Here is a 25,554-nt window from a genome sequence, read left to right on the forward strand (position 1 = left end):
AGGCTTGAGGTTTTAAAAAAGTTTTAGAAAAAAATTATATACGTTTAAATTCAACTACATATGTTTCAGATACACCGTATGTATATTTAATTTTTAAAGTCGTTTTATTTAATACTAAGATTTCTCCATTATCTCCAGAAGTATCTCCGTCATATACAACAGTTATCTTATTGTCTTTTCTAGTCCAAGTTCCATTTTCAGTATAATCATTACATTTTGAATTGCTGTATTGAGAATAATGATCGATGAATTTTCCTCCTGCTTGAATTTCAAAAACATCTTTGTTGCAGCCTCCTTCGTAAACTACTGGAGTTAATTTTTCTTTTCCGTCAACAATGGTTCCGTCTTGGTATAATTCCCATTTACCTTCAAGAGATGCATTATCACTGTCATTACTGCTACAAGATACTGATAATCCTAGTGCCAATACTGACACAAAAAAAATACTTAGTTTTTTCATTTTGGTAGATTTGTTTGTTAAATTTTTTAACAAAAGTAAAATCTTTTTTAAGAAAAACTAGGTTTTAAAATCAGTTTTTTCGTATTTATTTAACGTTTTTTTATAATTTGTTGGTTTTCAGGTAAATCTGACGAGTTTTAGCTCATGATAGATTTTTTTCTTTTTCTATCGACCTATTTGCCAACTATATCCTTTTACACTCGGGATATAAGCAGAACGTCCAACAATGACTAAATTGGTGTAGATTTTTCGGTTGTATTTAATGCCAATTGCATTTCCAGAAGTATACATTTTATTGGCCTTAAAGACTACTTTCATTTTGCCGTCTTCAAGTTCAGCGTCCGATACTTTTTCAACAAGCCAAGTAGATTGCCACTTTAAGGCCAATTCATTTTCTGCTGTTTTGGTTACGCTTTTTATTAGTTTAACAGCTTCTTCTGGAATTTCAAATTGTTCTGTTAGTTGCTTTTGAGTCATAGTCTCACCTATTTTGCATTTTGCTAATATTTTACGAACATTAACAAAATTCAATAATTCCTCGTTAACTTCTTTTTTTACAGAGATTGGAGCACTTGCAGCGGTATTTTCCGCTTGAGAGTTTAAAGTGTTTACTTCTATCGGGTTTTTAAGTGAAAAAGGATTTTTTTGAGCAGTAGTTTTCTTTGAACCAAACTCTTTTGGAGCGGTGATATTTTTTGAAGAAACTTTACGAGGTATCTTCATAGCTGCTGGTGTCAACTTGTTGACAGATTGAATGACTTTTTTAGGCTGTTTTTTTTCGTCATTGCCACAGCTGAAAAAGAAATAGGTAACAGAGAATAAAATAAGTAAGTAATTATTTTTCATGACCTAACTATGTTTTTTATACTTTGTGTGCTGGATCTTGGTCTAAATATTTTTTAATCAGATGATGTCCTAAATAAATTGCTGGAGTTAATAAAATAGCAATTGCTAATTTAAAAGTATATCCTATTAACCCTGAAGATATAAAAGTGTCAAAATCAATTTTTCCTGGAAGCCAAAAAGCAATTCCTAGAACAATAAACGAATCAAACAATTGCGAAATAACAGTAGAGCCAGTCGCCCTTAGCCATATTTTCTTTTCGCCAGTTCTGTTTTTAAAAAACCAGAATATCCAAACGTCAATCAGCTGAGAGGCCATAAAGGCAATTAAACTTCCTACAATAATCCACATACTTTGTCCAAAAACCGCTTCAAACTGCTGATCGTTAACAGGGCTGATTCCTTTTGCGGCGGGAATAACAATTGCCATAAAAAGTATCAGAAAAGCATAAGCAATCAGACATGCTGTAATGAAAGAAAGTTTTTTTACTCCTTTTTCGCCAAAATATTCATTAATCAAATCGGTTGTAAGAAATACAATTGGCCAAGGCAAAATTCCTATACTCATCACAAAAGGACCAATTTGAATTAGCTTTCCTCCAATTAACTCAGCTACAACGGCATTGGTTATAAATATTCCTGCTAAAATTACAAAAACAATTTCTTTTCTGGTTTTAAACATGTCATTTTTAAATTGATATTTCAAAAATAAACTATTTCTTTTAAATCTTTGAAACGGATTAATTTTTATAATCCTTTTCGATATGAAGTTTGCTTTTGATTGGTTAATTTTGAGATTCTGTTGCTTTTTTTTAATTGAAATTTTGCACAGAATTAATTAATGTATTTGTTATGAAAACACCAATAGAATTAAATAATCCATTGTTAAAAAGTTGGTCTGGTCACTTATGGAGGCGTTCCAGATTTTAAAGCTTATAAAGTTTCTGATTTTCAGCCTGCAATAGAATTTGCAATTCAGGAAAAACTACAAGAAATTGATGCAATCGTCAATAATCCAGAAAAACCTACATTTAAAAATACTATTGAAGCTTTAGAACTTTCGGGCGGAAAATTAGATCAAATTCATGCGGTCTACGGTATTTACAGTTGCCAATCTGAGTACTCCAGAATTTAATGTGGTTGATACCGAAATGTCGCCAAAGTTGGCGGAGATTAATGATAAATTGTATCAAAATGGAAAGCTGTTTTCTAGAATTGAGACCTTATACAAATCAGATGAAAAGGAGAATTTAACTAAAGAACAGCAACGCTTGCTTTGGCTGTATTATACCGATTTTGTTAGGGAAGGAGCAGAGCTAAACGAAGCGAATAAAGATAAAGTGGCTAAGATCAATCAGGAATTAGCGGGGCTTTTTACAGCTTTCAGTCAAAAGTTGCTAGCAGAAGAGAATAATCAATATATCGAGCTAAATACCAAAGCTGATTTTGACGGTTTGCCTGAAGAATTTAAGAATGCGGCAATTGCCGAAGCGAAAGAAAGAAATCTAAATGTTTTAGGATGTATTGGAAATACAAGATCTTCGATCGAGCCCTTTTTGACTTTCTCAAACAGAAGGAATTTAAGAGAAAAAGCTTTTGATATTTTCGTAAAAAGAGGTGATAATAAGAATGAAAATGATACAAATGAAATATTGGTGTCTATTTTAAAATTGAGAACTGAAAAAGCGAAAATTTTAGGTTTTAAAAACTTTGCTGAATGGAGTTTGTCTAATAAAATGGCCAAAGACCCACAGAAAACGCTGGATTTAATGAACTCGGTATGGAAACCTGCCGTAGAAAAGGTGAAAAATGATGTTTTTGCTATGCAGGAAATGGTAAATAATGAAGGTGGAGATTTTAAAATACAGCCTTGGGATTATCGTTTTTATGCGGAAAAAGTTAGAAAAGCGCAATATGATTTGGATCAAAATGAAATAAAGCAATATCTGCAATTAGAGAATTTGCGAGAAGGAATGTTCTGGGTAGCTGGAGAATTGTTTGATTTAGGATTTAAACAGTTATTTGATGTTCCGGTATATCATGCCGATGTTCGTGTTTGGGAAGTGAATAATAAAAATACAGGAGAACCAATCGGTTTGTGGTATTTTGATCCATATGCGCGCGTTGGTAAACGTTCAGGTGCATGGATGAATTCACATAGAGACCAACAAAAAATAAAAGGTAACGTGCTTCCTATTGTGTCGAACAATTGCAATTTTATTAAAGGAAACAGTGATGAACCCGTTTTAATCTCATGGGACGATGCTACAACTTTATTTCATGAATTTGGACATGCTTTACACGGATTATGCTCGAATGTAACTTATCCGAGTCTTTCTGGGACTTCTGTTGCGAGAGATTATGTAGAGTTTCCTTCGCAATTGCTAGAACATTGGTTAGGGACTCCAGAAGTGTTGAATAAATTTGCACTTCATTATAAAACGAATGAACCTTTATCACAATCATTGGTAGAAAGAATAGGAAAAGCGGCCAATTTTAACGAAGGTTTTGCAACAGTAGAAACGATTTCAAGTTCTTTTGTTGATATGAAACTGCATTTAACAACTGAAACGGTCGATCCGAATGCATTTGAAGAGAAAGTCCTAAGTGAAATTAATATGCCTGCTGAAATTGTGATGCGACATAGGATTCCGCAATTTGCTCATATTTTTTCAAGTGACGGATATGCGGCTGGGTATTATAGTTATTTATGGGCAGATGTGATTAATGCAGATGCTTACGAAGCATTTTTGGAAGGAGAGGCACCTTTTGATAAGAATGTTTCTGAACGCCTTTATAAAACGGTTTTAAGCGTTGGAAATACGATTGATAATGAAGAGATGTATGAAAATTTCAGAGGACATTCGCCACAATCTAACGCATTGATGAGAGCAAGAAATTTTCCAATTGAAAGTTAGTCTTGTATTGAAATAAAAAAAGCTCGAATAAATAAATATTCGGGCTTTTTAATATTGAAAAAATAATATATTAACCTAAAGTAACTCTTTTGAAACCTGTGATTTCAACATTGAATCCTTTTACGTAATCACTAACTTTTTTACTGTCATCTTTGATGAAGTTTTGATCTAAAAGAGCTTTCTCTTGATCTAAAGTAGTGTTGTCAGAGATAAAACGTTGAACTTTACCTGGAAGAATTTTATCCCAGATTTGCTCTGGTTTTCCTTCAGCTTTTAATTCAGCTTTAGCATCTTCTTCAGCTTGTTTGATAACTTCAGGAGTTAATTGAGAGAAAGAGATGTATTTAGGAACATTTTTTAATGTTTTTCCTAAACGTTTTGCTTCTTCATTGTCTTTTTCGATTACAGCAATACGAGCAGCAAGTTCAGATTCAACGAAAGCAGGATCAAAATCTTTGTAAGATAATGTGTCAGCTCCCATAGAAGCAACTTGCATAGAGATGTCTTTTGTTAAAGCTTCAGCGTTTGCAACTGGAGCAGAAATTGCAGTTAAAGCAGCAATTTTGTTAACGTGAACATAAGATCCAACGTAAGCACCTTCTAAAATTTCGAAACCACCGATTTCGATTTTTTCCCCGATAACGCCAGTTTGCTCGATTAATTTCTCAGCAACAGTGATTCCGTTGAAATCAGAAGCTAATAATTCTTCTTTAGTAGAGAAGTTGATTGCTTTTTCAACTAAATCTTTAGCTAAAGTTACGAAAGCTTCATTTTTACCTACGAAGTCAGTTTCACAGTTTAAAGTAAGAATAGCTCCTTTAGTGTTGTCAGCATTGATAAAAGAAACAGCAGCTCCTTCAGAAGACTCACGGTCAGAACGGTTAGCAGCAACTTTTTGTCCTTTTTCTCTAAGGATTTGGATCGCTTTATCGAAATCTCCTTCAGCTTCAACTAAAGCTTTTTTACAGTCCATCATTCCGGCACCTGTAGATTGTCTTAATTTATTTACGTCTGCAGCAGTAATTGTTGACATAATATTTTGAATTTTTAATGTTAAAAGTAAAAAATTCCAGCTTTTAAATCCCAAACTCCAATTTTAATAAATTATCAACATAACGTTTTTAATTTTGTATTTGGACTTTGGAATTTAAAATTTGGAATTTAAAATTTGATTTATTCTTCAGTTGCAGGAGCAGCTTCAGCCTCAACAGCAGGAGCTTCTTCAGCAGCTTCAACTTCTTTTTCAGCACCTCTGTCAGAAAGACCTTCGATTACTGCAGTAGTTACTAAAGATAAAATTTTGTCAATTGATTTAGAAGCGTCATCATTTGCAGGAATCACGTAATCAACCTCTCTTGGGTCAGAATTCGTATCAACCATTGCGAAAACTGGAATGTTTAATTTTTGAGCTTCTTTTATTGCGATGTGTTCAGCTTTGATATCTACTACGAACAATGCTGCAGGTAGTCTAGACATATCAGCAATTGAACCTAAGTTTTTCTCTAATTTAGCACGTAGACGATCAACTTGTAAACGCTCTTTTTTAGATAAAGTGTTGAAAGTACCATCTTTCTTCATTTTATCGATAGAAGACATTTTTTTAACTGCCTTTCTGATAGTTACGAAGTTAGTCAACATTCCACCTGGCCATCTTTCAGTGATGTAAGGCATGTTTGCAGCTTTTGCTTTATCAGCAACGATGTCTTTTGCTTGTTTTTTGGTAGCTACGAATAAGATTTTTCTACCTGATGCAGCGATTTTTTTCAAAGCTTCGTTAGCCTCTTCAATTTTAGCTGCAGTTTTATATAGATTGATAATGTGAATACCATTACGCTCCATATAAATGTAAGGAGCCATGTTTGGATCCCATTTTCTAGTCATGTGTCCGAAGTGAACACCTGCTTCTAGTAATTCTTTTACTTCTATTTTGTTTGCCATTTTTGTACTAGTTTACGTTCTGTTGATTAGCAATGTATAAATGGCGATTTCTCTGGCTTTATACATTTAGATGCTAAACTATATCCTACCTCGGTAGGAGAGCAACAATAACTGTGTTTTTTAATTTCAATAAATAATTGATAATGTCTTGTCCCATTTGAACAAGACAGGTAATATTAACGTTTAGAGAACTGGAATCTCTTACGAGCTTTCTTCTGACCGAATTTCTTACGTTCAACCATTCTTGGGTCTCTTGTTAATAAACCTTCTGGTTTAAGGATTCCTCTGTTTTCAGCATTAACTTCACACATTACACGTGCTAATGCCATTCTTACAGCTTCTGCCTGACCAGTTGTACCACCTCCGTAAACGTTTACTTTTACATCAAAGTTACCAGCGTTTTCTGTCATAGAAAGCGGTTGTAAAACTTTGTATTGTAAAGTTGCAGTTGGAAAGTAAGTTGCGAATTCTTTTTTGTTTACAGTGATGTTTCCAGTTCCTTCAGAAACGTATACACGTGCAACAGCGGTTTTTCTTCTACCGATTTTGTGAATAACTCCCATTACTTAAGATCATTTAGGTTAACAGTTCTAGGTTTTTGAGCTCCGTGAGTGTGCTCAGATCCTACAACAACATTTAGATTTCTAAAAAGTTCAGCTCCTAATTTGTTTTTAGGTAACATACCTTTTACAGCTTTTTCTACTAATAATGCAGGGTTTTTAGCTTGCAATACTTTAGCAGTTAAAGTTCTTTGTCCTCCTGGGTAACCTGTATGACGCATGTAAATTTTGTCATTCAATTTTGTACCTGTAAGGTTAATTTTTTCTGAGTTGATAACAATTACGTTATCTCCACAGTCAACGTGCGGTGTGTAACTTGGCTTGTACTTACCTCTTAAAATCATTGCAACTTTAGAAGCAAGACGTCCTAAGTTATGACCCTCAGCGTCAACAACAATCCACTCTTTAGTTACAGTGGCTTTGCTTGCTGAAACTGTTTTGTAGCTTAATGCGTCCATAATATTATTTTAATTAAACATTCCATCCCCAATAAAGGGGATGCAAAAGTACAATTAATTATTTTAAAACCAAATACCTGAAAGAATATTTTATCTGCTGAAAATCAGGGCTTCAGTTTTTTAAATAATTAGCGAACAAAAAAACCGTCTCTACAATAAAGTAAAGACGGTTAAATATTTATGAAAAAAAGTGATTATACAATAAATATATTGGCAATATCAACCACTTGCTGTGTCGTAAGTGGCTCATCGTAAGCTTCTGAGCCTGCCGCAGCACCAAAAGCGGCTGCGGTATTAAATCCAGCTTGAACGGTTACACCTTCGCCATCGTAGACGGCTTGAGTTGCTGCCGGCATGCCAGCGCCTCTTTCGGCATTAGAGATCCATCCTTTTAAGCCCCTTAATCTTCTCACTTCAGAAGCATGGCGTGCTTCAACAGAATGTATTTGCAATGCTGCGGTCAATAAATCGGGTGTTGTTATCAAGTTTGCAGCTTGTCCTTTATATGCTCTGACACCTGTATCTTCAAATGCTTGTGCTAAAGCTAAAAAAGTTGGGTAATCTCCAAACGGATTAAATGCTCCTCCGACCGTAAAGTCAAAAGTAGGTTTAGGAACGAAGTTGGCACTTGCGGTGCCGCCTAAGCCTGCAATTAAAAATTTAACATGATCAGATTCGTGTGCTGCAATTTGTTGGAATACTTTTAAGTCTCTTCCTCCGTTTTCTGAAGCTGGAATTACTCCAGAATCTAAAGCCATTGCATAAAATTCGTTTTCAAGATATTCTAAGGTTAGCGCGAATTGCAAAGCTCCAATAGGTGTTGCCGGAGTTGCTGTAATGTCTTTTGCGAAAGCTTTATTGGTAAGAGCCGACAATCCGAATGGGATTGATGCCAAAGCTAAATTTTTTCCAATATTTCCAAACTGTGTAAAACTGTCTCTGCGAGAACCAGTACTGTTCATCAAATTATCGTCAGTAAAGGATTCTATAAATTTTAAAATGTTCATAATTTCTAAGTTTTTGACGGTTAAGATTAAGGTAAGTATTTAGCTGTAAATTTTGTGGTAATAAAACCAGCGGCAATTGGCAGTATTTTAGATGGATCTTTTGCATCATCTAAGCCTGTTGACATGTTTACAATATCATCTCCGGCAAAATCTTTCGAATTCGGATTAATTAAACTTCTAATTGCTGAAGCGTGTCTGGCTTCGACAGAAACAATTTTTCCTGCCAATAATAAGTAGTCAGCTGTTTTAATTAATTTCCCTGCTCCGTTATAGGCAGCAACGCCAGTATCTTCTAATGCTTTTGCAGTTGCGAGAACTTCGGTGCGACTGTTAAAATTTAAGGAACCATAATTAAAGGCTAAAGAAGGCAGCAATTGCGAACTTGGATTGGGAAGTGCTCCATTCAAAGCTGCTTTGAAGAAATCTCTGTGAACCACTTCATGATGGTATAAATCAGTTAGAACTTCACGTTCAAGACTGCTAAATACAGTATTAAAACTACTTGCATTAACAACTTTAGTATAGAAGTCGGCTTCTAGTTGTTCGAGAGCGTACGCGTAAGTCAAAACTCCAAAATCTCCAGAGCCTAAATCAAAAACACCATTTCTTATTCCAGGCAATGAGGTGTCTGGCATATCATTATCATTGTCATTGTCGCTGCAGCCAGCTAGAACTAAACCTGTGGTGACTAATGTTAATCCGCTGAGCTTAAGAAAGCTCCTTCTGCTATTCAGTGAAGGGTCAACTTCATGAATTTTAACTTCGTTTTTCATAATCAAGTTTTTTATTAGGTTAATAACATTGGTTTTTAGTTAACGGGTATTTAGTTATTAACGAAATTTTAGTAAGAGCGGTTTTAAAATCTCTGTTTAATTAATTATTATTTCGAAATGACTTATATTTTTAAATACTAATGGCTTGTTTTTGTTTTATTTTAGGTAATTCTACTATATTTGTATTAATTACATAAAATTCAATTGGATGAAAGCTAAAGCAACTCTAAAACAAATTGCGAAGGAACTGGGAGTTTCTGTTTCGACTGTGTCTAAAGCATTGAATGACAGTCCAGAAATTAGTGAACAAACCAAGGTGAAGATTAAAGAGTATGCCAAACTCAAAAATTATAAGCCGAATGTTATTGGTTTGAATCTTAAGAATCGTAAGACAAAAACGATTGGCGTAATTATTCCTAATATTTTAAATTCTTTCTTTGCGAAGGTTTTTAGCGGTATTGAGAAAGTTGCCGATAAAAAAGGATATAATGTAATTACCTGTATTTCTAATGAATCTCTAGAAAAAGAAGTTCATACGCTGGAAATGCTGAGCAATGGAACTATAGATGGATTTATTTTGTCGGTTTCACAAGAAGCTCAGAAACTTCAAGATTACAATCACTTTTCGGAAATAATTAATGATGGGACACCAATCGTTATGTTTGATCGTATTGCTGATGAAGTTGATTGTGATAAAGTAGTAGTAGATGATTATGATTCGGCTATCAATTCGACACAGCATTTAATTAATTTAGGTTGTAAAAATATTGCTCTGATATCTTCTGTAGATAATATTAGTGTTGGAAAGCTTAGAACTGAAGGATATTTAAAAGCCTTGAAAGACAATAATATTCCAGTTAATGAAAAAATCATTCTTCGTACCGATTCTGAAGAAGATATGAAAGCTAAAATCGAAGGGCTTTTTGATCATAAAATTGACGGAATTTTTGCCTTAGACGAAAATGATTCTGTTGCGGCTTTAAGAGTAAGTTTGAAAAAAGGTTACAGAGTTCCAGAAGATATTTCAATCATTGGTTTTGCTGACGGAATTTTGGCTTCAAGACGTTTATCGCCAAGTCTGACTACTGTAAGTCAGCATGGAGTTGAAATTGGAGAAGTCGCAGCAAAAAGATTAATTGAAAGATTGGAAGAGCCAGAAGGAACAATTTCTGAATACGAAACAATCGTCATCAAAACAAAATTGAAAGAAAGAGAGTCAACTCGAAAAAAATAATAAAAACAAAAAAATCCATTCGAAAGAATGGATTTTTTTTATACATATGTATGTCAGAAATGACAAGATTGGGTTGATTTTTTATTTAGATATTGAAATCAATAATCTAAAATCTAAAATTATTAATGCGCTTCTAGCCAATCTTTACCCATTCCTAATTCAACTTCTAAAGGAACCGACATTTTAAACGCATTTTCCATTTCATGTTTAATCATCGGCTGGATTTTTTCGAGTTCATCGTTGTGAACATCGAACACAAGCTCATCATGCACCTGAAGTAACATTTTAGATTTCCAGTTTTCGTCACGAAGTTTTTTATGAATGTTGATCATCGCAATTTTAATCACATCAGCAGCGCTTCCTTGAATTGGAGCATTTACGGCATTTCGTTCAGCAGCGCTTCTTACAACAGCATTAGCAGAATTGATATCTTTTAAGTATCTGCGACGTCCTAAAATGGTTTGTACGTATCCTTTTTCTCGTGCAAATTCGATTTGTTCTGAAATATAAGATTTAAGGCGAGGATATGTTTTATAATAAGCATCAATCAATGCAGCGCTTTCGCTTCTTGATAACGAAGTCTGATTACTCAAACCAAAAGCAGAAACACCGTATATGATTCCAAAGTTTACCGTTTTGGCATTGCTTCTTTGTTCGCGGGAAACTTCTTCCAGAGCCACGTCAAAAACTTTTGCTGCAGTTGCTCTGTGAATGTCTTCTCCGTTTTGGAAAGCTGCAATCATATTTTCTTCACCACTCAAAGCAGCGATAATTCTTAATTCGATTTGCGAGTAATCGGCAGAGATTAAAGTATAGTTTTCATCACGTGCCACGAAAGCTTTACGAATCTGACGGCCTCTTTCAGTACGAATCGGAATATTTTGCAAGTTCGGATTATTAGAGCTCAAACGTCCCGTTGCGGCAACAGTTTGCATATAATCGGTATGAACGCGTAATGTTTTTTTATCAACTTGTTCTGGTAAAGCCAATATATAAGTGCTTTGCAGTTTTACCATCTGACGCCAATCTAAAATCTGTTTTACAATTGGGTTGTCATTGGCCAAATAAGTCAAAACTTCTTCGCCAGTTGCGTACTGACCCGTTTTGGTTTTCTTTTGCTTTGCGCCGCCAATTTTTAGTTTGTCAAATAAAATATCTCCTAATTGTTTCGGAGAAGCCAGGTTGAATTTCTCGCCAGCAGTTTCATATATTTTTTCTTCTAACGATTTTATTTCGACTTCCATTTCAGAAGACATTGCTTTTAAGAAATCTACATCCAAACGAATTCCTTCCGTTTCCATGTCGGCCAATACGCTTACTAATGGAATTTCGATTTCGTCAAATAATTTTTTAGTTTCGGTTTTATCTAATTCGGTTGTGAAGATTTCTTTTAATTGTAAAGTAACATCGGCATCTTCAGCAGCATATTCTTTAATGTCTTCTAAAGGAACATCGCGCATATTAAGCTGATTTTTTCCTTTTTTACCAATTAAAGTCTCAATAGATTTTGGGGAATATTTCAAGTATGTTTCTGCCAAAATATCCATATTATGACGCATATCCGGATTAATCAGATAATGCGCAATCATCGTATCAAAAAGTTTTCCTTTTACAGTTACACCATAATTAGAAAGGATTTTTAGATCGTATTTTAAATTCTGTCCGATTTTCTCAATATTTTCATTTTCAAAAAACGGAACAAATTTATCTACTAAAGCTTTTGCTTCTTCCTGACTTTCTGGAAACGGAACATAAAATGCTTTTCCTTTTTCGTAAGAGAAAGACATTCCAACAAGTTCTGCGTGCAAAGCATCGATTCCTGTGGTTTCAGTATCAAAACAAACTGAAGTCTGTTTTTGTAAATTTTGTAAAAGCATTTTAATACCTAAATCACCTTGAATGGTTTGGTAAAAATGCTCGGTGTTTTCTAAAGTATTATAAAACGAAGTTCTTTCGATTTCAGCGTTTTCTCCATTCGTATTTCCGCCTCCAAAAAGATCAAATTGGTCTTCGTTTTTAGGCTGTGCTTTTTTATACAATTTGGCATCAGGAGCTGGAGCAGCAGTTTGAGTGCCATCCGTTTTAAATAAATTGTCAAACTGTTCTGCCATTCTTCTAAACTCTAGTTCTTGAAAAATAGCATCTGTTTTTTCGATATCAGGACGAGAAAGTTCGTAATCTTCTTCATTAAAAGTAACATTACAATCGGTAATAATTGCGGCTAGTTTTTTAGAAAGAATCCCTTTTTCTTTGTTGGCTTCGATGTTCTCTTTCATTTTTCCTTTTAGTAAATGTGTGTTTTCTAAAAGGTTTTCCATTGTTCCAAATTCTTTCAGGAACTTTTTGGCTGTAACTTCGCCAACTCCAGGCAATCCAGGGATATTATCCACGGCGTCGCCCATCATTCCAAGAAAATCAATTACTTGTTCTGGCCTTTCAATTTCAAATTTTGCCAAAACCTCAGGAACACCCCAGATTTCGATTCCGTTACCCATTCGGGCAGGTTTGTACATAAATATATTTTCAGAAACCAATTGTGCAAAATCCTTATCTGGAGTTACCATGTAGACTTTGTAGTTTTGTTTTTCTGCTTGTTTAGCGATTGTTCCAATTAAGTCATCGGCTTCGCAGCCCTCGATTTCAATAATAGGAATATGCATTGCTCGCAATAATTCCTGAATATACGGAATGGCAATTTTAATAGCCTCTGGTGTTGCATCACGATTGGCTTTATATTCTACGAACATTTCGCTTCTTACGTGGCTACCGCCTTTATCAAAAGCAACGGCTAAATGATCTGGTTTTTCTCTTTTAATAACATCCAAAAGTGAGTTCATAAAACCCATAATTGCAGATGTATCCATTCCTTTTGAGTTGATTCTCGGGTTTTTTATAAAAGCATAATAACCACGAAAAATTAGTGCATAAGCATCTAGAAGAAAAAGGCGTTTTTGAGTTGACATATTAAAAATATTAGTCTGTAAAAATAAACAATTGGGTTTTAAAAAACGATTTGCTTCTCGAAAATTAATTTTGTTTGACCATATAAGTCATATAAGACCATTTTAGTAGAGACGCACCGCAGTGCGTCTCCTCGGTCGGTTAAATAAGGTGGAAAAACGGTTAAATATTTAAATGAATTTATATGACTTATGTGGTAGAAAAAACCGCAAAGCGTTAATATCAAGTTAAAATTTTTTATTCAGGGATTTCTTCATTTTCTCTTCATGTTGCGAAGGTAATTTTGAGGTATAAAATAAAAGGTTATTAATTCTTAAATCTTAGAAATCATGAGAAATTTATTAATGTTACTAGTAGCAGTTTTAGGAACAAGTGCAATGGTTCACGCATTTCCTGCAAAAGATGGAAAAGAAGCTCCAGCTAAAGAAGTAAAAGCAACCAAACATCCTAAACACAAATCTGATAAAAAAGCAAAATCAGCAAAAACTGAAGCGACAAAAACAGAAACTGCGAAACCAGAAGCTGTAAAACCGGAAACAGCAAAGGCTAAAAAATAAAAATTGCTCTCGTTTTGTTTTCGAAGCTTTGTAACGAAGGCAAAACAGGAATAATGATTATGAGAATGCGATTGAAGAAGCTGATGAAGAAATTTATCAGCTTTTTTCATTCGTTAATTTTTTAATAATACGCTACTCAATTTTTTATAATTGATTAATTTTAATTGCGCTTAAATGTTGTGCTTATGAATGTTTTAATTGTTGAAGATAATAAGGAACTTGCCGTAGAGGTCTACGATTTTTTATGCAACGCAGGATATATTTGTAAAATTGCAAATAATTGTGCCGAAGCTCTTGAAGAATTTGGAAGCAATGATTACGATGTTATGCTTTTAGATCTTGGTTTGCCCGATGGCGATGGTTTTGAGGTTTTGCAGGCAATTAGAAAAACAAAATCGAAAATTGCGGTAATTGTTCTTACTGCCCGTGGAGAGTTGGATGATAGAATAAATGGACTGCATTTGGGCGCTGATGATTATTTAACCAAACCTTTTGCTTTGACAGAATTGGCAGCAAGAATGTTTGCCGTAGTTCGCAGAATTCATGGTTTTACTTTAAACAATTTAAGCATTCATGGTTTTCTATTGCAGCTTCAGGATTATAAGGTGAGCTTTAGCGATCAGCCAATTAGTCTTACCAAAAAAGAATTTGATATTTTTCAGTATTTGGTTCTCAATAAAAATCGTGTTATTACCAGATTGCAATTAACAGAACATATTTGGGGCGATATTCTAGAAGTTAATTCTGACTCTAATTTTATAGATGTGCATGTTCGTAACCTTCGAAAAAAACTGGATAAGCATACTGCTATAGATTGGTTTGAAACGGTTCGAAATGTTGGTTATCGTATAAACGAATAAATCGATTCTTGTGAAAATAAAACATCAATTAGCTATTTTTAACGCCTTGACCAGATTGCTGGTCATTTTGGTTTTATGGCTAATGCTTCCAATTTTGGTAGAAAATGTGGTGTACCATCACATTAATAATACACTGCTAGAGAAAAAGAAAAAATTTATTGAACATCTGAATAAGGAAGAAATAAATGATTTTATAGAAAATCCAGACGATTCAACCGATGCTTTTTCTGAGTTTTCGACACTTCACAGCGAATTTTTGGTTTTATCCAGAGTTTCTATAAAACCACATCAGAAAAAAACAACTTTCAGTAATGAGTACCGAAAAATAGAAGGCGAAGAAAGCGAGTATCGAATCCTGCAGCATCATTTTACGTATGAAGGGGAAGATTATCAGCTTGAAATAGGAAGTAGTTTGGGCGAGGTTAATGATCTGACTTTTGCGATTAAACTTTTCATTATCATTGTTTTTGTGGTAATTCTTCTGATTACTTTTTTGGCCGATACTTTTTATATCGAATATCTTTTAAAACCATTTTACAAAATTATCGATACCAAAATCAGGCGTGTAAACGAGCCAGAAACATTTGATCATACTCCAATAAAAGCAACTTCAAGAGATTTTAGAGAATTGGATTTTGTTTTAAATCAAATGATGGATAGAATCACGGAGGTTTTTAAAAAGGAAAAACAGTTTATTTCGAATGTTTCACATGAACTTCTTACTCCAATTGCACTTCTTAAAAACAAACTTGAAAACTTGTTGCAGAATGAATCTTTGGATGATCATGCGATTGATAAGATTGCAGGTTCTTTGAAGACATTAGATATGCTGAAAAAAATCATTAATAATTTACTGTTGATTTCTAGAATAGATAATAATCAATATGAAGCAAATGAAGAAATCAATCTTAGAGAAATCGTTTCTGATTTGCAGGAAGATCTTCAGGAATCGAATTGAGGATAAAGATATTCAGTTTATGAACGAAATGGGAAATGATTTTGTTTTTATAGGAAATAAAACCTTAGTCCATATTCTTATCTATAATCTCGTAACCAATGCTATAAAATACAATAAGCCCAAAGGAAAAATAATTATAGAAGACGGTTTTGTAGAGGAGCATTATTTTATTTCGGTAAAAGATTCAGGAATAGGGATGGACGAATCGCAACTTGAGAAAATATTTAGTCGTTTTGCGAGAATTAATTCAGATCAAGAAGGGCAGGGGCTAGGACTTGCAATTGCACAAAGTATTGCTTCTTTTCATCATATTCAAATCAAAGTTAAATCGGCTTTAAATCAAGGGACAATTTTTACGTTGCTGTTTGAAAAAGCCAATTAAAAGTTAAAATTTTCTGTAAGACTTTTTCTTCATTTTGTCTTCATTTTGCGATTATATCTTTGACTTGTAAAAATGAAAATAAACAATCATAAAAAATTTAAAAGTCATGAAAAAATTAGTAATTTTAGCAGTAGCAGTTTTAGGAACATTCTCAATGGTAAACGCACAAACAACTCCAGCGCCAGCGCAAACGAAAGAAGTGAAAGCTGCTAAACACGATAAAAAAGCAGAAAAGAAAGCAGACAAAAAAGCTAAAGGAGAGAAAAAAGCAGAAGCGGCAAAAACAGAAACTCCAAAAGCAAAATAAAACAAGACTTTAAGTCTTAGAGTAAATAGTTTTAAAGGTTGGTAGGTTAAAGCTGAAAGAGCCATCTTTCAGCTTTTTTATTTTAACAGCGTTAAATTTTTTATAATAAAAAGAAATAGAATTTTCATTCTTTGTTACTTTGTTTAAAACTATAAATTAAATGATCTTTCGTTTTATAATTCTTTGCGCTCTTTTATTATTTATTGAGTTCTATTCTTATCAGGCTTTTCGAACTTTAATCAAAGCACGTTGGGTTTTGGTCGGCTATCAAGTTATAAGCTTGCTGGTTTTAATTTTTATTATCTATTCTTTTTCGCAGGTAGACCGATCAGTTGGTCAGACTAGGCAATTTATGTTTACTACAGGTTTGATGCTTGTTGTATATGTGCCAAAAATTGTACTGACATTAATAATGTTTGGCGAGGATATTATTAGAGTAGGCGCCAGTATACTGAATTATTTTGTTTACAATACTCCACGAAAGGAAATGATGCCCGACAGAAGAAAATTTGTAAGTCAGATCGCTTTAGGTTTGGCTGCAATTCCATTTCTTTCTATTATTTACGGAATTTTTGAAGGGAAATATAATTTCAAAGTAATCAAACAGACCATATTTTTTCCAGATCTTCCAGATGCTTTTGACGGGTTTAAAATCACGCAGATTTCTGATGTTCACAGTGGAAGTTTTGATAATCCAGAGAAAATTAATTATGCTATTGATTTGATCAATGCACAAGAAGCAGATTTGATTTTGTTTACAGGAGATATTGTAAATACGCACGCTAAAGAAATGCATCCTTGGCTGGAAACTTTTAATCGCATTAAAGAGTATAAATACGGGAAGTTTGCTGTTTTAGGAAATCATGATTATGGCGAATACGTAACATGGCCTTCTGAAAAAGAAAAAGACGAAAATTTTAAGGCAATTAAAAACCTTTATGGTCAGATTGGTTTTAAATTAATGTTGAATGAGCATACTTATATTCAAAAAGGGGATGATAAAATCGCTTTGATTGGAGTAGAGAATTGGGGAGTGAATTTTAAAAAAGCAGGCGATTTAAACAAAGCCTCAGAAAATGTGCATCAAGACGATTTTAAGATTTTAATGAGCCATGATCCAAGCCATTGGGATGCTGAAATTAAAGACCATCCAAAGAATTTTCATCTGACTTTTGCTGGCCATACGCATGGTATGCAGTTTGGAATTGAAATTCCAGGTTATTTTAAATGGAGTTTAGCACAATACATTTATAAACAATGGGCAGGTTTGTACGAAAACGTCGGAAAATACGTTTATGTTAACCGCGGATTTGGTTTTCACGCTTATCCAGGACGAGTTGGAATTATGCCCGAAATAACAGTAATTGAACTAAAAAAAGGCCGTAATGTCGCTTAATTCGTTAAAAATGCTACATTTGTATAATATTTATTTCTTTTAAGAGATTTAAAAAACTTAAATTTTTGGTTTTATGTCAAAATTTGGAGAACTAATAAATGCCCAAGTTCCAGTGTTAATTGATTTTTACACAGATTGGAATGAATCTTCGGTTTCTATGCATCCTGTTATTAAGGACGTAGCGGCTGCGCTTGGCGATAAAGCCAAAGTAATCAAAATTGATGTAGATAAAAATCAGGAACTCGCAGAAGCACTTCGTATTAAAGGACTTCCCACTTTAATGATTTACAAAGAAGGACAAATGATCTGGAGACAATCTGGAGAGCTTGATGCTAATACTATTATCGGAATTGTTCAGGAACAATTTAATGTCTAAATAACTTCTTTTAATTGATGTTATTTAGTGAATAATATCAAACTTATATCCATTTTCTTTTAAAAAATGCAGTGTTCTAGGCAGGGCAAATCTTAAATTTGGAGAAGCCTTAATACTGTCATGAAAAACAATTACGCTACCTGATTTTACATTTTTCGTTACGTTTTCAAGACATTTTTCAGGCGTAATACTTTGATCAAAATCAGCACTTAAAACATCCCACATTACAATCTTATAGCCTAAGCTTCTAAGAATTTTAGACTGTGCTTTTTTAATTTTTCCATAAGGAGGACGAAATAATAAACGGTGAGGGGTTTTCTCTTGTTCGTCTAAAATAGCGGCGCAGTTTTGTACATTCTCAATATATTCATTCGTGTGGCTTTTCCATCCATTAACATGATTCATGGTATGGTTTCCAATTGAATGTCCGTCGTTGATTAACTTGTCAAACAAAGCCAGATTGGCTTTAATGTTTTTTCCGATGCAAAAGAAAGTAGCTTTAGCATCAAATTTTTTTAATTCAGATAAAACCCAGTCTGTAATTTCTGGAGTATGGCCATCATCAAAAGTGAGGTATATTTTCTTTTCGTTGTTAGGAATATCCCAGCAGTATTTAGAAAACACCTTTTTGATAAATGCGTTAGTTTTTACCCAATAGAAGCCCATTTTGAATTAAAATTACAATAGTATAAAATTAAAAAATGCAGCGCTATTTATCAAACAGCGCTGCATTTTTTTAATAAGTAAGATTTACGTATATTAATTACTCTTTTTCACGTCCAAAACGCTCAAAAACATTTACATAAGTGTTAAACGTAGTTTTGTGCTGGTTGTAAAAAGCAGTGTCTTTATTATCGTCCATTACGTGTAGCAAGCTTCTGTAACGTTCAATGTCAGTAATAATGTCTACTGCTAAAGAAGTTTGGTCAGAAGGAGGCAATGTGCTGTAATAGTTTAGATTCTCTTTATATTTCTGAACTAATTTATTTAAAAGATCTTGCGCCTTAGCTTTTTCGCCAACCTTATAATAACCATCTCCAAAAGCTTCGACCAATGAATAATAACCATATTTGTCTAAAGGCATTTTGGTCATCGCTAAATTGATTATATTTTTAGCTTTGTCAATTTTACCTTCAGCAATAAGCTGATTCATTAATCTCGAAAGATTCGTACGGTATGTAATACTATTTCTTCTAGTTTCAGGATCGTGATAGATTTTTTCACTTTCGCTATTGCCCCAATCCCATTTCATTACAATATCGTACATTTTATCTGCATCGATTTGTCCCATATCTAATGGTCATCCATCTTTAGAAGGAGTGTTTTTTACTGGAACCAATTTGTAAACCATTCCGTCTAATTGCAGATAATCTTTTAACCATAAATAATCTTCATCATCAAAAGCACCACCACTAAAATAGATTGGTCTTTTCCAGTTGTTATTTGCTAAGATATCAAGCATCATTAAACGGTTTTTGTATAATGCGCTTCCTTTGATATCAATGTCTAAATAAGGGACAATAGAATCGTAATATTTAGGATTAACTACTTTATTTTGAATAATAGTGTTTTTGTCAACATTCACTCTAATCTTGTTTGTTGGGTAGAAATGAATAGTTTGTCCGTTTTGTAAACCAACAGTCGATTTAGGGTTTTTGATGAAATCGATAAAATCTTTAATGTTCCAGCGTGTATCAATTTTCTGGATGTAAGCTGTATAATCCAAATTATCTCCCACATATTGGCTATGTACAAAAGAAATTGGCAACGGATTTGACTCGTAAGACTTCGCTTTCATTTGATCAATGTACCAATCTGTCATAAATAAACTTGTATTTACGATCTTCACATCGGTTCTAAAATGCTCAATTTCCTGCGCATACCAAAGAGGGAAGGTGTCGTTATCTCCAATGGTAAATAAAATAGCATCTTTATCGCAAGAACTTAAATAAGCTTTTGCCATAGCAACTGCTGTATATCTTCCAGATCTATCGTGATCATCCCAGTTTTGAGAAGCCATTAAAACAGGAGCAGCCAATAAACTTCCAGCAATAATTACTGGTTCAGCAATTTTTGGAGCCAAGTATTTCTGCAGACTTTCATAAAGCGAATAAACACCAAATCCGATCCAGATGGCAAAGACATAGAAGGAACCTACAAGAGCATAATCTCTTTCACGAGGTTCAAAAGGTCTTTCATTTAAATATATTTTTAGTGCAATTCCTGTAAATAAAAACAAAGCCAGAAGAACATAGAAACTCTTCAAATCTTTATTGGCATGGTACATAATACCAATTAATCCTAAAATAAACGGAAGGAAATAATAAACATTACGCCCTTTGTTATTTAATACATCAGAAGGCAAATTGTCTTGAGAACCTAAATGAACAGAATCTAAAGCTTTGATCCCGCTAATCCAGTTTCCGTCAAGATTATCGTATTTACCTTGAACATCGTTTTGGCGTCCAACAAAATTCCACATTAAATATCTCCAGTACATATATCCAAATTGGTATTCAAACATAAAACTGAAGTTGTCTGCTGTCGTTGGTTTTTCGATAAGTAAATACTCGCCGTAGCTTCTTAAGAATTTTACGTAACCTTCGTTGTCAATTTGTTTTTGAGCGTAAGCTTTTCTGAATTCAGAAACTGTTTTTTCAACCTCATTACGCAATTGAGCCGTAGCTTTATTGTATTCATCTTCGCTTAATTGGCTAGCATCGATTCCGTATTTTGCCAAATCTTCATCATAATTATGATTTGGATCTATTCTAAATTTAGGCGGATTTGTAAAGTTGATATAGTTTTGAATGTGACCCGTTTCTGTACTCCACATTCTTGGCAGAACTGCTTTCTGGTTATCGTCAGAATTTTGTTCTGCATTTTTATAATTGTTGGTAATAATGTATTTACCTGTTTTATAATCTCTTTCGTAGTTTGGTTTTTTGTCTAAATAAGGTGTTTTAGCATCAAGGCCAGCAAAAAGTTCAGTGTATTGAGGTTCGTAAAACAAAGGATTTACACCATATTGCTCACGATTGTAATAAGCTAAAACCTCAGTAGCATCTGATGGTTTGTTTTCGTTAATAACGGTATTCGCATTTGCACGAACAGGAAGCATTAACCAAGTTGAGAAACCAATCAAGATAAATAAAACACATAATATAATAGTGTTGTAGAATATCAAACCTTTTTGTCTCGTGTATTTTAATCCAAAATAGAAAAACGCAATAAATACTAATGCAACAAAGATAGTCCCTGAATTGAATGGAAGTCCCATGCTATTCACCATGAAGATTTCGGTTTTTCCGAAAAATGCCATAGTCAATGGAAGAAGTAATTTAAAAATAAATAACAAGATTCCGATAACAACTACATTGGCAATAAGGAAGTTTTTTATGGTAACCTTTTCGTAATGTTTGAAATAATATAAGAATCCAATAGAAGGAATAGTCAAAAGAGCCATGAAGTGAACTCCAAATGAAAGACCAATAACCAAAGAAATAATTAAAAGCCATTTGTTTCCTTTTGGTTTGTCCATGTCTTGCTCCCAACGTAAACCAAGCCAGAAAAGCAATGCGATTAATAAAGATGCCATTGCATAAACTTCGGCTTCTACTGCGTTAAACCAAAAACTATCAGAAAACGTATAAGCCAAAGCCCCAACAAAAGAGCTTCCTAAAATAACAATCGAATTATTTTGGTCAATTTCTGCAAAACGAGCCACAATCTTTTTCAAAATCATAGACGATGACCAGAACATAAATAATATGGTAAATGCGCTAGAGAAAACAGACATCATGTTAACCATTAGAGCCACATGTTGAGCATCTATTGCAAACATTGCAAAAAATGCACCCATCATCTGGAAAAGTGGAGCTCCCGGTGGGTGACCTACTTCAAGTTTAGCTGCGGTAGCAATATATTCTCCGCAATCCCAAAAGCTCATTGTAGGTTCTACTGTTAATGTATAAGTTATTAAAGCGATTGCAAATGCAAACCAACCAATAATTGTATTCCATTTATTGAAATTGAATTGTGCCATATTTAGGTGTTAAAAATTTGAGTGTTTTTCTATCCTACAAAGAAAATGTTTTTTTATGTAAAGAAACGAGCATTAACAAAAAATTCTATAAAACTATCGGGAAAGAGCAATATGTTGTTTATGAGGAACTTCTATTGGCGATGGAGATTTGAAACGGAGAAAAACCAAAAAAAATGATTTTTTTTGCCCAAAAAGTTTGCACAAACTAAATAAAGACTTAAATTTGCACTCGCTAATAGCACTGCTGGTCTATGGTGTAATGGTAACACTACGGTTTTTGGTGCCGTCTTTCTAGGTTCGAGTCCTAGTAGACCAACAGAAAAGTCTCTCAGAAATGAGAGACTTTTTTTTATTTAAAAAAGTTTCGTTTAAAATTTGCATAAATTAAATAAAGTTTTAATTTTGCACCCGCTTAACCGCACTGCTGGTCTATGGTGTAATGGTAACACTACGGTTTTTGGTGCCGTCTTTCTAGGTTCGAGTCCTAGTAGACCAACAGAAAAGCCTCTCAGAAATGAGAGGCTTTTTTTATGTCGTAAATTTTAGATCTGTGTTTGCTTTGCTTGAATATTGATTTTTAATTACTTCGATGTTTTTATTTATGATTTAAGGAAGAGGGAACAACTCCGAATTTCTTTTTAAACGAAAATGAAAAATGCGAAAGATCTTCAAAGCCAACACCAATGTATACTTCAGATGGCGGATTTCCTTGGCTGATTAAATAATAAGCTTCTTGAAGTCTTCTGTTCAATAGCCATTTTCCTGGTGTTTGCTCAAATACTTTCTGAAAATCTCTTTTAAATGTAGCTAAGCTTCTTCCGGTTAGATAAGCAAATCGTTGCATTTGAACATTAAAGTGGAAGTTTTTATTCATAAAAGCTTCTAGGTCAATTTTTCCGGGCTCATTAAAATCGAATAAAATATCTTTTAATTCTGGATTTACTTTTAATAAAAGATGAATAGCTTCTTTTATTTTTAAGTTGAATAAAGTTTCGTTGTTCTCTTCTTCGACTTCAAGATAAGACAACAGTGATTCCATGAACGATTTATAGAGTGGGTTAGGAGCTAATGAGAACATAGCTTCTGTATCGGCTTTTTTGTCAGATTTTAAATTGTATTCTTTGCTGACTTCTCTTAAAATTTCCTGATCAAGAAATAGGGAAATAGTTTTGAATTCTCCTCCTTCTGGCGGAATTTTAGTAAATTTTGCTAAATGATTTCTTCTACTAAAGCGAAATTCTCCCGGTTTGGAGTGAAAGGTGTTTGTGCTGTCTGAAGCTATCATTTCGCCAGAAATCTGATAGCTGAAAACGTGCTCCGGGATAAAATGCTCGCCCTCACGACTGCGTGAATAATAGCACGAGTAAAGGATTTTGGGCTTTGTGTTTGGTTTAATGCTCATGATTGTAAAAATACTAAAATCTGGAAATCTTTAGATGTAAAGACTTCCAGATTGATGAAGATTATTTAGGCTGAATTAGTGCTCTTGGTTCTAAGTAAGCTTCTAGGCCAAGTGTTCCAAATTCACGTCCAATTCCAGATTGTTTAAATCCTCCAAAAGGAGCCATTGGATCGTGGCCAATTCCGTTTATCTGAATACGTCCTGCATTAATTTGAGATGCAACTCGATGAGCTCTTTCTGTATTTGAAGAGCTTACATAAGCTTGTAATCCGTAAGTAGTGTCGTTGGCGATTTCAATAGCTTCCTCTTCTGTTTTATAGGTAATGACAGATAAAACAGGTCCAATATTTCTTCTCTCGCAATACGCATCTGGTTGTTTGCATGAATAAAAACGGTTGGCTTAACGAAGTTTCCGTTTTCCAATCCTTCTGGTTTTCCTAATCCACCTATCAGTATTTCTGCGCCTTCGTTAATTCCGGTTTGAATATAATCTTGAACGCGATTAAATTGTTTTTCGCTAACCATTGGCCCGACTGCTGTATTTGGGTTTTTAGGGTCACCAACAATAAGTTTTGAAATGGTTTCTTTGATTAAAAGTTTTGTTTCTTCTAGTTTGTTTTCTGGAATTAGTAATCTAGTTCCGGCAATACATGCCTGTCCATTATTCATAAATGCTGCGCCAATGGCAAGCGGAATGGCTTTTGAGAAATCGGCATCGTCTAGAATGATGTTGGGAGATTTTCCGCCAAGTTCGAGAGTGACTCTTTTCATAGTATTAACAGCCTCCTTTGCGATTATTTTTCCAACGTTGGTTGATCCTGTAAAAGATATTTTGGCGATATCTGGATTTCTACTTATTTCTGCTCCAACAATTTCTCCCAAACCATTTACAATATTAAATACGCCTTTTGGAAGATTTGCTTCGTGAAGACATTCGGTAATTAATTGTGTTTGTTGAGCGCTCATTTCGCTTGGTTTAATTACGGTTGTGCAGCCTGCTGTAATTGCAGTCGAAAGTTTGCCGCAAATAAATCCGTTGCTAGAATTCCAGGGAATAATTATTCCGACAACGCCAAGTGGTGCCATTTGAACTTCAGATTCGCCCATTGTTTTGATAAAATTGTAATTATTGAGAAGGTTAATGGCTGAATCAAAACTCTTTAGCATATAATCAAAACTTACGCTTGCAAATTGAAATGTTCCGCCGTATTCTTCCGTCATTACATTGATAAAATCGTCTTTTCTTTTTTCAACAGAAGATTTAATGTTTGTGAGGTACTGAATTCTTTCTGAGATTGTTGTTTTTGAAAAAGTTTTGAATGCATTTTTCGCAGCTTCGATTGCTTTTTTGGTGTCTTCGGTATTTCCTAAAAGAACTTTTCCTAGTTTCTCGTTTGTTGTTGGGCTAATAAGGTCAAAGTATTCTGTTCCTTGTGGAGTAACAAATTCTCCATTGATATGAATTTTGTCTATTGTTTTCATTTTGTTGTTTTTTAATGAATTTTTATTTGACAAATTTCTGCATTAAATGTGCTTGCGGTTTTGTTGTAAGGCTCAATTGAACTTTGTTGAAAAGCTCATGCGTAAGAAGCTTTTCGAAAGAAGGATAGTTTGCATTATATAAAAAGTTTTTTAGGATTTTGTGAGAGGAGGATTTAAAGATTTATTGTTTGGTTTTATATGTTTTAAAGAATTTTAAAAGGTTTAGTATGTGTAATGTTTGCCTATGATATTTTTAAATAAAAAATAGTTAACAGTTTTTGTATCAGTATTTTCCATATATTTACCGTAGTTTAAATACTACATTTTTTTTGTTTTAACTGAAGTAATAATTTAATGATTAAGATTATGGATGATTTAAAGAGTTTGGATTTTACAGAATTGAGTCCTTCTGAGATGAAACAGGTAAAAGGAGGAAATTGGATTGATGAGCTTGAAAAACTTGTTAATTCTATTGGTATTGATGCTGCTGCAGCATTTGTTGGTATGACTGTGCAGGAGTTGCGTAATTTACTAGGGTTGTAATGATGAGTTGAGTAGTGTTTTCAGCTTTGTTTTTAATTTTAAAAAAAAAACTCCTCAATTGAGGAGTTTTTTCATGCATAGTGTTTTGGTTTCT

22 protein-coding genes, 2 tRNA genes and 2 pseudogenes are annotated in these 25,554 nt (G+C 33.8%); 12 read left to right on the top strand and 14 right to left on the bottom strand.

All coding sequences use genetic code 11. The features are described 5' to 3' along the window. Nucleotides 1-34 precede the first annotated feature (34 nt). From ACPWTF_RS16120 to ACPWTF_RS16130, 3 genes are all read right to left on the bottom strand, one after another. Complete coding sequence (locus ACPWTF_RS16120) at nucleotides 35-460, bottom strand: lipocalin family protein (protein WP_427872133.1); 426 nt, start codon at nucleotides 458-460, stop codon at nucleotides 35-37. Between the two features lie 165 nt (nucleotides 461-625). Continuing rightward, the gene (locus tag ACPWTF_RS16125; protein ID WP_427872135.1) at nucleotides 626-1,306 is read right to left on the bottom strand and encodes a hypothetical protein; all 681 of its coding nucleotides are present in this window, start codon (nucleotides 1,304-1,306) and stop codon (nucleotides 626-628) included. Nucleotides 1,307-1,322: 16 nt separating this feature from the next. Then, entirely contained in the window at nucleotides 1,323-1,985 is a 663-nt protein-coding gene (locus tag ACPWTF_RS16130) for a queuosine precursor transporter (RefSeq protein WP_379796033.1), read from the bottom strand. A 403-nt stretch (nucleotides 1,986-2,388) separates the two neighbouring features. On the opposite strand from ACPWTF_RS16130, the gene ACPWTF_RS16135 reads away from it, so the two are divergent. Then, nucleotides 2,389-4,221 carry a M3 family metallopeptidase gene (locus ACPWTF_RS16135; RefSeq protein ID WP_427872137.1) on the top strand — a complete coding sequence of 611 codons (1,833 nt, stop codon included), beginning with the start codon at nucleotides 2,389-2,391 and terminating at the stop codon, nucleotides 4,219-4,221. Nucleotides 4,222-4,291: 70 nt separating this feature from the next. On the opposite strand, the gene tsf is transcribed toward ACPWTF_RS16135, so the two are convergent. From tsf to ACPWTF_RS16165, 6 genes are all read right to left on the bottom strand, one after another. Next, a complete protein-coding gene (gene tsf / locus ACPWTF_RS16140) occupies nucleotides 4,292-5,254 on the bottom strand; it encodes a translation elongation factor Ts (RefSeq protein WP_250834157.1) in 963 nt (320 codons plus the stop codon). 140 nt (nucleotides 5,255-5,394) lie between these two features. Next, complete coding sequence (rpsB, locus tag ACPWTF_RS16145; protein WP_095927954.1) at nucleotides 5,395-6,159, bottom strand: 30S ribosomal protein S2; 765 nt, start codon at nucleotides 6,157-6,159, stop codon at nucleotides 5,395-5,397. A gap of 176 nt (nucleotides 6,160-6,335) precedes the next feature. Then, nucleotides 6,336-6,722, bottom strand: coding sequence for a 30S ribosomal protein S9 (gene rpsI, locus ACPWTF_RS16150; RefSeq protein WP_035645327.1), 387 nt, complete (start codon nucleotides 6,720-6,722; stop codon nucleotides 6,336-6,338). Beyond that, the gene (gene rplM, locus ACPWTF_RS16155; protein WP_095927953.1) at nucleotides 6,722-7,177 is read right to left on the bottom strand and encodes a 50S ribosomal protein L13; all 456 of its coding nucleotides are present in this window, start codon (nucleotides 7,175-7,177) and stop codon (nucleotides 6,722-6,724) included. Before rplM ends, rpsI begins: the two co-directional genes overlap by 1 nt. A 194-nt stretch (nucleotides 7,178-7,371) precedes the next feature. Next, the gene (locus ACPWTF_RS16160; protein ID WP_427872140.1) at nucleotides 7,372-8,184 is read right to left on the bottom strand and encodes a ferritin-like domain-containing protein; all 813 of its coding nucleotides are present in this window, start codon (nucleotides 8,182-8,184) and stop codon (nucleotides 7,372-7,374) included. Between the two features lie 26 nt (nucleotides 8,185-8,210). Then, on the bottom strand, nucleotides 8,211-8,957 hold the full coding sequence (locus ACPWTF_RS16165; RefSeq protein WP_427872142.1) for a ferritin-like domain-containing protein: 747 nt from the start codon (nucleotides 8,955-8,957) through the stop codon (nucleotides 8,211-8,213). 208 nt (nucleotides 8,958-9,165) lie between these two features. Between ACPWTF_RS16165 and ACPWTF_RS16170 the strand changes: the two genes are divergently transcribed. Then, complete coding sequence (locus ACPWTF_RS16170) at nucleotides 9,166-10,191, top strand: LacI family DNA-binding transcriptional regulator (protein ID WP_250834154.1); 1,026 nt, start codon at nucleotides 9,166-9,168, stop codon at nucleotides 10,189-10,191. A 122-nt stretch (nucleotides 10,192-10,313) separates the two neighbouring features. On the opposite strand, the gene polA is transcribed toward ACPWTF_RS16170, so the two are convergent. Then, entirely contained in the window at nucleotides 10,314-13,154 is a 2,841-nt protein-coding gene (gene polA, locus ACPWTF_RS16175) for a DNA polymerase I (protein ID WP_427872144.1), read from the bottom strand. Nucleotides 13,155-13,481: 327 nt separating this feature from the next. Here polA and ACPWTF_RS16180 point away from each other — a divergent pair, with 327 nt between their 5' ends. The 7 genes from ACPWTF_RS16180 (at nucleotide 13,482) to ACPWTF_RS16210 (ending at nucleotide 17,988) form a co-directional block, all read left to right on the top strand. Further along, nucleotides 13,482-13,709: a hypothetical protein gene (locus ACPWTF_RS16180; protein ID WP_248729347.1), complete on the top strand. Its 228-nt coding sequence runs from the start codon at nucleotides 13,482-13,484 to the stop codon at nucleotides 13,707-13,709. A 185-nt stretch (nucleotides 13,710-13,894) separates the two neighbouring features. Then, on the top strand, nucleotides 13,895-14,569 hold the full coding sequence (locus ACPWTF_RS16185; protein WP_250834152.1) for a response regulator transcription factor: 675 nt from the start codon (nucleotides 13,895-13,897) through the stop codon (nucleotides 14,567-14,569). A 10-nt stretch (nucleotides 14,570-14,579) separates the two neighbouring features. Continuing rightward, nucleotides 14,580-15,527: a histidine kinase dimerization/phospho-acceptor domain-containing protein gene (locus ACPWTF_RS16190; protein WP_427872147.1), complete on the top strand. Its 948-nt coding sequence runs from the start codon at nucleotides 14,580-14,582 to the stop codon at nucleotides 15,525-15,527. A 19-nt stretch (nucleotides 15,528-15,546) separates the two neighbouring features. Then, nucleotides 15,547-15,909, top strand: coding sequence for a sensor histidine kinase (locus ACPWTF_RS16195; RefSeq protein WP_427872149.1), 363 nt, complete (start codon nucleotides 15,547-15,549; stop codon nucleotides 15,907-15,909). 106 nt (nucleotides 15,910-16,015) lie between these two features. Further along, entirely contained in the window at nucleotides 16,016-16,216 is a 201-nt protein-coding gene (locus ACPWTF_RS16200; RefSeq protein WP_427872151.1) for a hypothetical protein, read from the top strand. Nucleotides 16,217-16,376: 160 nt separating this feature from the next. Beyond that, entirely contained in the window at nucleotides 16,377-17,612 is a 1,236-nt protein-coding gene (locus ACPWTF_RS16205; protein ID WP_427872153.1) for a metallophosphoesterase, read from the top strand. A 73-nt stretch (nucleotides 17,613-17,685) separates the two neighbouring features. Continuing rightward, entirely contained in the window at nucleotides 17,686-17,988 is a 303-nt protein-coding gene (locus ACPWTF_RS16210; RefSeq protein ID WP_008466807.1) for a thioredoxin family protein, read from the top strand. A 24-nt stretch (nucleotides 17,989-18,012) separates the two neighbouring features. Here the strand turns inward: ACPWTF_RS16210 and ACPWTF_RS16215 are convergent, their stop codons facing one another. Then, on the bottom strand, nucleotides 18,013-18,654 hold the full coding sequence (locus ACPWTF_RS16215) for a polysaccharide deacetylase family protein (RefSeq protein WP_427872155.1): 642 nt from the start codon (nucleotides 18,652-18,654) through the stop codon (nucleotides 18,013-18,015). A gap of 97 nt (nucleotides 18,655-18,751) precedes the next feature. Continuing rightward, nucleotides 18,752-22,033, bottom strand: a pseudogene (locus ACPWTF_RS16220) (glycosyltransferase family 117 protein). A gap of 245 nt (nucleotides 22,034-22,278) precedes the next feature. Here ACPWTF_RS16220 and ACPWTF_RS16225 point away from each other — a divergent pair. Both ACPWTF_RS16225 and ACPWTF_RS16230 read left to right on the top strand, forming a co-directional pair. Beyond that, nucleotides 22,279-22,349: transfer RNA gene (locus ACPWTF_RS16225), tRNA-Gln, on the top strand. 109 nt (nucleotides 22,350-22,458) lie between these two features. Further along, nucleotides 22,459-22,529 (top strand) — tRNA-Gln (locus ACPWTF_RS16230). A gap of 99 nt (nucleotides 22,530-22,628) precedes the next feature. Here the strand turns inward: ACPWTF_RS16230 and ACPWTF_RS16235 are convergent. Further along, on the bottom strand, nucleotides 22,629-23,435 hold the full coding sequence (locus tag ACPWTF_RS16235) for a helix-turn-helix domain-containing protein (RefSeq protein WP_427872157.1): 807 nt from the start codon (nucleotides 23,433-23,435) through the stop codon (nucleotides 22,629-22,631). Between the two features lie 61 nt (nucleotides 23,436-23,496). Further along, a pseudogene (locus ACPWTF_RS16240) lies at nucleotides 23,497-24,917 on the bottom strand (aldehyde dehydrogenase family protein). A gap of 354 nt (nucleotides 24,918-25,271) precedes the next feature. Between ACPWTF_RS16240 and ACPWTF_RS16245 the strand changes: the two are divergent. Beyond that, nucleotides 25,272-25,460 carry a hypothetical protein gene (locus ACPWTF_RS16245; RefSeq protein WP_427872159.1) on the top strand — a complete coding sequence of 63 codons (189 nt, stop codon included), beginning with the start codon at nucleotides 25,272-25,274 and terminating at the stop codon, nucleotides 25,458-25,460. The last annotated feature ends 94 nt before the right edge of the window (nucleotides 25,461-25,554 follow it).

Source organism: Flavobacterium sp. MMS24-S5 (assembly GCF_050320125.1).
Taxonomy (GTDB): domain Bacteria; phylum Bacteroidota; class Bacteroidia; order Flavobacteriales; family Flavobacteriaceae; genus Flavobacterium; species Flavobacterium tyrosinilyticum.